The sequence below is a fragment of the Streptomyces sp. 8L genome (assembly GCF_020176795.1).
In the GTDB taxonomy this organism is placed as follows: Bacteria; Actinomycetota; Actinomycetes; order Streptomycetales; family Streptomycetaceae; genus Streptomyces.
Genome location: NZ_JAIUKE010000448.1, coordinates 1 through 9,948 on the forward strand (window position 1 = coordinate 1; position 9,948 = coordinate 9,948).

A 9,948-nucleotide genomic window follows, 5' to 3' on the forward strand; every position below is an offset into this window, starting at 1 on the left:
GGGGTACCGACCGCCGCGTCGGCGTGGGCTTCGGAGCGGGCGGCGCGGGGGCCTTCGCGTCGGGCGGCGGCGCGGGCGACGTGTGCCGCGGTGGCGCCGGGTGCGCCGGCGCCGGGATCTGCGGTACGAGCTGCTGCGCCGCCGGCGGCTTGGCCTCGGCGGGCGGCGCCTGCGTGCCGTCGCCCGAGGTGAGCGCCCAGACAAGCGCGGCGGCCGCCGCCACCGCGGCCAGCGCGGCGGCACCGATCTTCAACGGCGCCCCGGCCCCCTCCGACGCCGCTCCCGCGCCCGCGGCGCCGCCTGAGGGTCCGCCCGCCGCCGCGGCGGCACCCGCGCCCGCCGCGCCTGCGACGGCACCACCGGCGATACCGAGCGCCTTGAGCGAGAACCCGGTGGCGAACCAGCCGATGACCGCGATCGGCACGACGGCCGGGATCTGCGCGTTCACGGACGCCAGTTCACCCGCCGCCATCCGGCACTTGGCGCACTCCTCCAGGTGTTTGCGCAGGCCGCGCTCGGCCCGCATCCGCAGTCCGCCGCGCGCGTACGCGCCGAGCCGGTCCGCGTACCGCGCGCAGTCGCCGCCCGCGGTCAGCGCGGAGCTGACGTGCGCCTGGAGGTAGGCCTGCTTGAGGCCCTCGCGCGCCCGGCCCGCGAGGACCGCGGTGGCGTTGGCCGTGAGGCCGAACAGCGGCGCCACCTGGCTCGGCGACTCCTCCTCGACCGTGGTGTGCCACAGCACGGCCTGCCAGCGCTCCGGCAGGCTGCGGAAGGCCTGCATCGCGAGGGACTGGTCCGCCTCGTGCATCGCCTTGACGTCCGCGCCCAGTTCGAGGGTGTCGTCGTCCGACACCGACGAGGACGCGGCGGCCTGCGCCGCGAACACCGCGAAGTCCTCGACCAGATGCTCGCGCTTCGCGGTCTTCGTCCAGGCCGCCGCGACCCGGCGCACCGTGGTGAGCAGGTACGCGCGCACCGCCTGCTCAGGTCCCGCGCCGCCCCGGACGGCCTGGAGCGTACGGGCGAAGACCTCGGCGGTCAGGTCGTCCGCCGTGTCCGCGTCGCGGCAGCACGTACGCGCGTAGCGGCGCACTGCGGGCGAGTGGCGCCGGAACAGCTCCTCGTAGGCACCGTCGTCGCCGCCGCGCATCCGCTGCACGAGATCCGCGTCGGAGGACGCCCCGTCGCCCCGCTCGGTCTGTGTCGCGGCATCCGCCCCGGCCGCCGCGGATGCGCGCCGAACCGGCGCGGGCACCTTGGGCAGCGGCGCGGTCGCCGCCGAGCCGCCGCGTCCCTCGCGCTGCTGGGGCACGCTCGTGTCCGGCTCCCGCGCCGCGTCCGCCGGATCGGGCTCGGCCGAGGGGCCGGGCACCGCCGGTGCGACAGGCCGCTCCGGGCCGCCGCCCGGCACGCCCGGCGGGCCGAGAGGAACGTCGGACCGGGCGGGCCCGCCCTGGGTCGGCACCTGCCGTGCGGCCTGCCCGTCCGGCTCCTTACCGCCGTCCGTATTGCCGCCCCCGCTGCCACCGGCCCCGCCCGCCGGCTCTTCGCGCCCGTCACCGCTCATCGCGGAAGCCCCCGTATGCACCATCAGACCCAAACACCTGGTAAGCGTGCCACAGCGGAGAGACAGCGAGGGGGCCGATGGGCGGCAACCACACCTGAGGGGCGCAAAGTGGGCACAGCATCGACGACTTCACCCCTACGAGGGGCCCGGCCGGCCGCGGGGGGGGGGGTCAGTTCGACGGTTGACGGACCGGGCGAGGAGGCCGGAGGTCTCCGCGGCAGGACGGCCCGCACGGCCCGTACGGGCGGGATGCGGCGGCCGGCACCGGGACCTGCGGCTGCCGCCGGCCGGCGCTCGGCGACCGGCACGGGAAGGACACGCCGCAGGGGCCCCTTCCGGGCTCCCCGGCCTCGTCCTTTCCCGCCCTCCGGTCTCCAAGCTCCAAGCCCCCGCCCTACAGGCCCCTCGGCCGGAGCCCCTCCAGCAGGATGTCCAGCAACCGGGAGGAGGCGGCGGCCTGTTGGGCCGCGTCCGGCAGGGACGGTGCGGCCGTGGCGATGACCAGCAGGACGTCGGCGACGGTCACGTCCCGGCGCAACTCGCCCGCCGCCCGCGCCCGCTCCACCAACTTGCCGACCACGTCGAGCAGTTCGACCGCCCCCGGCGCGTCCAGCTCCTCGATGGTCAACCGCTTGTCGACCGGGCGGGCTTCGGGCCCGGCCTCCGGATTCCGCTGCTGCGGTACGCGTGTCTCGGCGGGCAGGGCCGCCTCGTCGGACGCCATGCGCACGCGCAGCACCTGCGGCGGCAGCAGCCGCCCCGCGCCCGACGCCACCGAGGTGCGCAGGAAGCGGGACAGGGCCGACCACGGCTCGTCCTCCTGGCCGAGCGCCGTGCGTGCCTGGTCGGTGAGCCGGGAGGTCTCCTCCTCGGCTATACGCCGCACCAGCACGTCCTTGCTCGGGAACCTGCGGTACACCGTGCCGACGCCGACCCGGGCCCGGCGCGCCACGTCCTCCATCGGCGCCCCGTAGCCGAGCTCGCCGAACACCTCGCGCGCCGCGCGCAGTACATGTTCCAGATTGCGCTGCGCGTCCACGCGCAGCGGGGCGGAGCGCCCGTTCGGCGGGCCGCCTGCGGCCTGCCCCGTGCTCCGTGCCGATGCCGGCCCGGCGACCGCGGTGTTCGCGATCCCGTGCGCCAAGGCCTGCCCGCCGCCGCGCCCCACGCCCGACGCGACGCCGGATTCCCCTCCGAAGCCCCGTTCGTCAGTGTCGGCGACCGATGCGGTCCGCCATTGCGAATCCTGAATGTGCATGACCGTTCCCCCGGCTCATGTACGTCTCCCCCCGGAGACTTTTCCCCGTTTTCGACACGAAGGGCACAGACCAGTCACGGACCTGCACCTCCGATGAGATACGAACATAGTTGAGCCCACCGCAATTCAGAAGGGGTAATTCCGTACGGAGGCGCCCCGATCGGAGCAAGGCCGAGAAGATACCTGATTCAACCAACGCTTGCACCCCCTTTTAACGGCCCTGACCTGCACGCCTCTTGGCCGGTACGGCGAAATGTCCCGCACCGCGCCCCGGCGCTTGCCGGTCACACAATTTGCCGGGGCTGTGGACAAACCCAGGACCGCGTTGCGTCATGGGGAGGTGATGGCTGAGACCCCCCGAGGCACCACACGACGCACAGGACACAACCCCCGACGCGCCGCACGAGGAACGGCACCGCGGGACGCCGATGGAACGGGACAAGCACCGGAACCCGGTGCACCCGCCCCGGCGGCGGAAGAAGGAGCGGCTCCCGTACCGGAGGGAGTACCGGCCCCGGTACCGGAAGAAGGAGCGGCTGCTGAACCGGGAGGAGTACCGGCTCCCGCACCGGGACGAGGGCCCGCAGCCGATGAGGGCCCCGTGGCCGATGAGGGCCCCGCGCCCGGTGAGGACGCCGCTCTTGAAGAGGCGCGCGCGTGCGTGCCGAGGTCCGTGCCGCGCGTCCTTCTGGTGGGCGGCGGTTACGTCGGGCTCTACACGGCGCTCGGTCTCCAGCGGGCACTCGGTGCGGGCGAGGCCGAGGTCACCGTGGTCTCGCCCGATCCGTACATGACGTACCAGCCGTTCCTGCCGGAGGCCGCCGCGGGCAACATCTCGCCCCGGCACGTGGTCGTACCGCTGCGGGCGGTGCTGGACCGGTGCACGGTCGTCGTCGGCGAGGTCACCGCCGTCGAGCACGGCAAACGCACCGTCACCATGAAGACAGCCGCGTCCGCGGAGGACGGCTCGGGCACTTTCGAGCGGGAGTACGACGAACTCGTCCTCGCGCCCGGCTCGGTGGCCCGTACGCTCCCGGTCCCCGGACTCGCCGGGCACGGCCTCGGGTTCAGGACCGTCGAAGAGGCCATCGGGCTGCGCAACCACGTCATCGAGCAGCTCGACATCGCGTCCTCCACGCGCGACCCGGCCGTCCGTGACGCCGCCCTCACCTTCGTCTTCGTCGGCGGCGGTTTCGCGGGCGTGGAAGCCATCGCCGTCCTTGAGGACATGGCCAGGTACACCACGCGCTATTACCACAACATCACGGCGGACGACCTGAGATGGGTCCTCGTGGAGGCGGCGGGGCGCATCCTTCCCGAGGTCGACGAGGAGATGGCGCACTACGCCGTGCGCGAGCTGCGGGGCCGGGGCATCGACGTACGCCTGGAGACCCGCCTCGACTCGTGCGAGGACCGTGTCGCCCACCTCAGTGACGGCACACGCCTGCCCACCCGCACGCTCGTGTGGACCGCGGGGGTCAGGCCGCACCCCGTCCTGGACGCGACCGACCTGCCGAGGGACGCGCGCGGCCGGCTGGCCTGCACCCCGTTCCTGTCCGTCGCGGGCACGGAGCACGCCTGGGCCGCGGGCGACGCCGCCGCCGTCCCCGACCTCACCGCGGCGGAACCCGGCGCGACCTGCTCGCCCGGCGCGCAGCACGCCGTGCGCCAGGCGGGCGTGCTGGCCGCGAACATCGTCGCGTCGCTGCGCGGCGAACCGCTTCAGGCGTACCGGCACACGTACGCGGGCTCCTTCGCCTCGCTCGGGCTGCACAAGGGCGTCGCGCATGTGCGCGGCAGGCGTCTGACGGGCTATCCGGCCTGGTTGCTGCACCGCGCGTACCACCTCAGCCGGGTGCCGACCGTCAACCGGAAGGCACGCGTGCTGGCCGAATGGACTCTCTCCGGGCTGTTCAAGAGGGAGATCGTGTCCCTGGGGTCGCTGGAGCATCCGCGCGCCGAGTTCGAGACCGCGGCGGGCGGCGGCGAACCGCCGGACGGCCCCGCGAGAACGGGAGACGGCTAGCAGAGCCCGCGCCGGCCCGGGCCGCGCCGGACCCAAGTCGAGCCGGACCTGGGCTGAGTCGAGCCGGACCTGAGCCGGGTCCTGTGGCCGGCGCCGAGCCGAGCCCGCCGTGCACGTGCGCGCCGACACGGCAGACGCCGGTGTCAGTGGGCTCGGCCACACTGGACGTGTGACCATGGACCGTCCGACCGGTCCGTACGGCCCTCCCGCGCGGACCACCCGATCCGACCGCCCCACAGGACTGACCGACCTGACCCGACCGACCCGACCCCGAGCGATCCGATCGGACCGACGCGATCCGACGGGCGAGACCCGCCCGCGCCCACGCCGGCACCCGCTGATGTCCGCCCGCCTCCGCACGCGCCGCCGCCCCGGGGACACGCCGCGCCCCGGCGTCCGTACAGCAGGCGCGGACGTCCGCGCCGTCCGCGGGCCCGGGGCGTCAGGTCGGCGGCCGCCACCGCCCACCACGACCAGCACACCACACACGAGGTCCTGAAAACCGTGAACTTCACGCGTTGGAGCGCCCGGCTCCCCGGCAGTACGCAGCGCAGAGCCGCCGCACGTACGAACCGCGGAGCCGTCGCGCGCATGGACCGCGGCGCGGTACCAGCCGCCCGCGGCGAGTACGAGGGGGAGGCCCCGTCCGGCGGGGACGACGGCGACGACGGGAGCGGCGACGCGCCCGACCCCCTCCCGCTCTCCCCCGAGGACCTCGCCGTGCGCGAAGTCCTCGGCGAACTGCCGGCGCTCGTCGCCCTCGTGTACGGACCCGACCACCGCCTCGCGTACGTCAACGACGCGTACGAGGCGGCCTTCGGCGCCCGCGGGCTCGGCACGCCCGCCGCCGAGAGCTGCCCGGAACTGGCCGAACTGGGCCTGGCACCCCTGCTCGACCAGGTGCTCAGCAGCGGCACGCCACGCACCGTCAAGTCCCGCAGGAGCCGGTTCCCCGGGGGCTCCAGCCATCCGCGTGCCGGGCGCCCGGCCGGATCGGCCCGCGCCGAGCGGCGTACCGAGAGCTCGTTCACCGTCACCTGCGCCCCCGTCGGCCGCAAGGGAGCGGACGGCGTCGGCGGCGTTCTGGTCTTCGCCGCGGACGTCAGCGACCACGCGGAGGCGGCGGAGCGGCTGCGCGCCAACGAGCGCCAGCAGCGCGAGACGGCCGTCACCCTGCAGCGCTCGCTGCTCCCGCAGGAGCTGGAGCAGCCGGACGACCTGCGCGTCGCCGCCACCTACCAGCCCGGTGGCGCCGAGGCCGCGGTCGGCGGCGACTGGTACGACGTGATCACGCTCGGCGCGGGCCGTACCGCGCTCGTCATCGGCGATGTGATGGGCCGCGGGGTACGCGCCGCCGCGGTCATGGGGCAGCTGCGCACCGCGGTCCGCGCGTACGCGCGCCTCGACCTGCCGCCGCACGAGGTCCTGCAGCTGCTGGACGGGCTGGCCGCGGAGATCGACGCGAGCCAGATCGCCACCTGCGTCTACGCGGTCCACGACCCCAACGAGGGTGTCCTCGTCTACGCCTCGGCCGGCCACCTGCCGATCCTCGTACGGTCCGAGGACGGTTCGGTCCTGCGCGGCGCGGACCCCACGGGCCCGCCGCTGGGCACCGGCGGCTGGATGCACACCTCGGGCAGCATCCCGCTGCCGCCGGGCTCCACGGCCGTCCTGTACACGGACGGTCTCGTGGAGCGGCGCGGCGAGGACATCTATGAGGGCGTGGGCAAACTGGAGAAGGCGCTCTCGGGCGCGCAGGGCAGCCCGGGCGTCGTCTGCGACAGGCTGCTGCGCAGCCAGGGGGTCACGGCCGAGCACGACGACGACGTCGCCGTGCTGGTCGTCCAGCACCCCGCCCGTACGGGTCAGGACGCGGAGCTGTTCCACAACGCGGCGCTGGATCTGCTCGGCGGCGTCGAGGCCGCGCCGCGCGCCCGCGCCTTCGCGTCCGGCGTGCTCGCCTCCTGGCGCTTCCCGGTCGAGCTGCGGGACCTCGGCGTCCTCGCCACGAGCGAGCTGGTGGCGAATTCGCTGAAGCACGGCACACCCCCGATGCGCCTGCGGCTGCGCCGTACGGACCGGCGGCTGATCATCGAGGTCACGGACGGCGACGACCACCTGCCGCGCCGCCGCAGGGCCGAGCCCGCCGACGAGGCGGGCCGCGGCATCTCCATCGTCGCGACGATCGCCTCGTCGTGGGGTTCGCGCAGGACGCCGGGCGGCGGGAAGGCCGTGTGGTGCGAGTTCGCCCTGCCGCCCGTGGAGGCGGGGAGCGACGTCAGCGGCTGACGCGCTCCGGCACGGGCGCCGGCTCGCCGGCCTGCTCCGGCAGGTGCCGTACGACGACGCGCGATGGGGCGGCCACCGCGGGCTGCTCCTGCACCGGCGTGAGCCGCCGGCCGAGCCGCAGCGCGAGCACGGTCACGGCCAGCGAGAACAGGACGAAGGTCGCGATGTACGGACCGTGCATCCCGGCGGCCATGGGCGCGCCCACCGCCGGCCCCACGGCCAGCGCCAACTGCTTGACCAGCGCGAACGCCGAGTTGTACTGACCGACCATCGAGCTGGGCGCCAGGTCGGACACCAGCGGCGCGACGGTCGGCGACAGCAGCGCCTCGCCGAGCCCGAACAGCCCGTACGTCGACACGAAGGCGACCGTCGCGACGGCCTGCCCGGCGTGCGCGAACCCCGCGTACCCGGCGACCGTCCACGCGAGGGCCCACACGAGCCCCACCAGCGCGATCACCCGCGTACGCCTGCGCCGCTCCACGATCCGCAGCACAAGGAACTGCGCCGCCACGATCACCGCGGTGTTCACCGCGAGCGCGACCCCGAGCGACGACGGGTCGATGCCGGCCGCGTCCGTGCCGTACGCCGTGAGCCCGGACTCGAACTGTCCGTAGCAGGCGAAGAACACGACGAACGCGAGGACGAGCAAGCGCACCATCGCCCGGTGCGACAGCAGCGCCCGCAGCCCGTTCCCCCCGGCCGCGACGGCGCCCGCGCCGCCGCCACTCCCGTCGGACGCGGGCCGCGCCAGGCGTACGGTCGCGGCGGTGCCCGCCAGCACGAGGAACATCAGAGCCTCGATGGCGAACAGCAGCGTGAACGTGCCCGGGCGGCTCTGGTCGACGATCTGCCCGCCCACGAGCCCGCCGATCCCGAGCCCCAGATTCTGAAGGAAGAACTGCGTCGCGTAGGCGCGGGTCCGCGTCGACGGCGTCGAGCACCAGACGATCAGCGTGGCGAGCGCCGGCTGGATGACGGCGGTCGCGGCCCCCAGGACGGTGGCGGACGCCACGGCCACGGGAACGCTCGACGCGAACCCCATGGCCAGGGCGCCGCCCGCGGCGAACACCGCGGCGGCCATCAGGACGGGGATCGGGCCCCGCCGGTCCATGACACGCCCGGTGAAGGGCAGCACCGCGAGCGCGGCCATGGCGAACACCGCGAGCACCATCCCCGCGGTGCCCGAGCCCAGGTCGCGGACGTCGGCCACGTACACGTAGAGGTAGGGGACGGTGAACCCGAGCCCGAACGCGCTCAGCACGTTCCCCGTCTGAATCCTGCGCATCGCCGTGCTCATCGCCCTGGTCACACACTCACCCGCCTCAGGTCACCGGGCGGCGCGCGCCGCCCGTGGTGGTCGAAGTTCCGAAAGTTCCGAAGACCGAGAGGCTCCGGACCGTTAGAAAGTTGAAGTACGTACGACTGAGTTCAGTAGACCTCAGACGTGAAGACTTCGAAGCTAAAGTTAGATCTTGAACAATACAGCTCGAAGTACTTAAACGCCAACCGTCACCGTGGGATACTGAAGCGATGTCCGACACATCCGAGGGCGCCGCCCCCCTGCCGCAACCCGGCCGGGAGCCGAGCCTCGACGAGCAGATCGCTGCCTACCAGCGCGAGTTCCACGACCTCGACCCCCAGGTCGAGAAGGTCGTCTCCGCGCTCGGCCGGCTGAACCGGCGCATGAACGTGGCATACGGCCGCCAGGTCGCGGAGCTCGGCATCAGCAACACCGAGTGGGAGGTCCTGAAGACGCTCGTGGTCTCCGGCGCCCCCTACCGGCTCGGCCCCGGCGAGCTCGCCAAGCGCCTCGGGCTCACCCCGGCCGCCATGACGCACCGCATCGACCGGATGGCGAACGAGGGGCTGGTCACCCGCGACAGGGACGAGAACAACCGGGTCCGCGTGATCGTGGAGCTCACCGACGAGGGCCGCGCCAAGTGGCTGGAGGCCATGCGCAGGGCGTCCGCCTTCGAAGAGGACCTGCTCCAGGACCTCAGCGGTGAGGAGCGCGGCGTCCTGGGCGAGGTCCTGATCCGCCTGCTGCGCAGGGTCGAGGACGCCCAACCGGACGCCGGTGGACGCCTGGAGGACCTGGACGCCGACGAAACGTGACACGGAGCCCGGGCGGGCCCAGGCTTCCCTTGACACACCCCGGGGCGATCCGTAAGGTTCTTCGAGTTGCCACGGGGCCGGTCGGTTCCTGGCAGCCCTCCAGCCGCTGGAGTAGAAGCGGCAAACCAACGCCAGCACGGTCTCCCTCACGGGATGGATTTTCGGCATGCCGAAAATTCGTTTGATAGGACTCGATTAGGAGTCCCGGGGGAGATCCGCTAAGGTTTGGAACGTCGGAACGGCCGAGCGAAAGGGCCGGAAAGACAAAGGCAGGACCCCTTCCGACGGGGAATCGGACGAAACAGAGTCTGATAGAGTCGGAGACGCAAGACAGCAAGACAGAGCACAACAAGAAATACCGGAGGGAAAGCCCGGAGGAGTCCTGGAAGGGATTCCGAAGGAAGCGTCCGTTCCTTGAGAACTCAACAGCGTGCTAAAAGTCAACGCCAGATATGTTGATACCCCGTCCATGATGCCGGACGATCCGAGTGTTCGGTCGGTTTCGGTGGACGAGGTTCCTTTGAAGTAACACAACACAGCGAGGATGCTGTGGACTGCGGGGATTATTCCTCCTCGTGGTTCCGCTCTCGTGGTGTGGCCCGGATATCCGGGAGGCATTCACGGAGAGTTTGATCCTGGCTCAGGACGAACGCTGGCGGCGTGCTTAACACATGCAAGTCGAACGATGAAGCC

At 72.9% G+C, this 9,948-nt stretch carries 6 protein-coding genes and 1 rRNA gene; 4 read left to right on the forward strand and 3 right to left on the reverse strand.

Features of this window, described 5'->3' with window-relative positions; all coding sequences use genetic code 11:
- On the reverse strand, positions 1-1,567 hold a 1,567-nt coding region (locus LCE31_RS30585), incomplete at its 3' end, for a sigma-70 family RNA polymerase sigma factor (RefSeq protein WP_225020072.1).
- Between the two features lie 394 nt (positions 1,568-1,961).
- Entirely contained in the window at positions 1,962-2,825 is an 864-nt protein-coding gene (locus tag LCE31_RS30590) for a TetR/AcrR family transcriptional regulator (RefSeq protein WP_225020067.1), read from the reverse strand.
- A gap of 673 nt (positions 2,826-3,498) precedes the next feature.
- Here LCE31_RS30590 and LCE31_RS30595 point away from each other — a divergent pair.
- Together LCE31_RS30595 and LCE31_RS30600 are read left to right on the forward strand one after the other, a co-directional pair.
- A complete protein-coding gene (locus tag LCE31_RS30595; protein WP_374118596.1) occupies positions 3,499-4,851 on the forward strand; it encodes an NAD(P)/FAD-dependent oxidoreductase in 1,353 nt (450 codons plus the stop codon).
- A gap of 504 nt (positions 4,852-5,355) precedes the next feature.
- Positions 5,356-7,140 carry an ATP-binding SpoIIE family protein phosphatase gene (locus LCE31_RS30600; protein WP_225020069.1) on the forward strand — a complete coding sequence of 595 codons (1,785 nt, stop codon included), beginning with the start codon at positions 5,356-5,358 and terminating at the stop codon, positions 7,138-7,140.
- Here LCE31_RS30600 and LCE31_RS30605 read toward each other — a convergent pair.
- On the reverse strand, positions 7,130-8,437 hold the full coding sequence (locus tag LCE31_RS30605) for an MFS transporter (RefSeq protein WP_225020076.1): 1,308 nt from the start codon (positions 8,435-8,437) through the stop codon (positions 7,130-7,132). The two genes, LCE31_RS30600 and LCE31_RS30605, sit on opposite strands and share 11 nt — an antisense overlap.
- A gap of 233 nt (positions 8,438-8,670) precedes the next feature.
- On the opposite strand from LCE31_RS30605, the gene LCE31_RS30610 reads away from it, so the two are divergent.
- Both LCE31_RS30610 and LCE31_RS30615 read left to right on the forward strand, forming a co-directional pair.
- Positions 8,671-9,255: a MarR family winged helix-turn-helix transcriptional regulator gene (locus LCE31_RS30610; RefSeq protein WP_225020071.1), complete on the forward strand. Its 585-nt coding sequence runs from the start codon at positions 8,671-8,673 to the stop codon at positions 9,253-9,255.
- 617 nt (positions 9,256-9,872) lie between these two features.
- Positions 9,873-9,948 (forward strand): 16S ribosomal RNA (locus tag LCE31_RS30615); the annotation flags it as partial.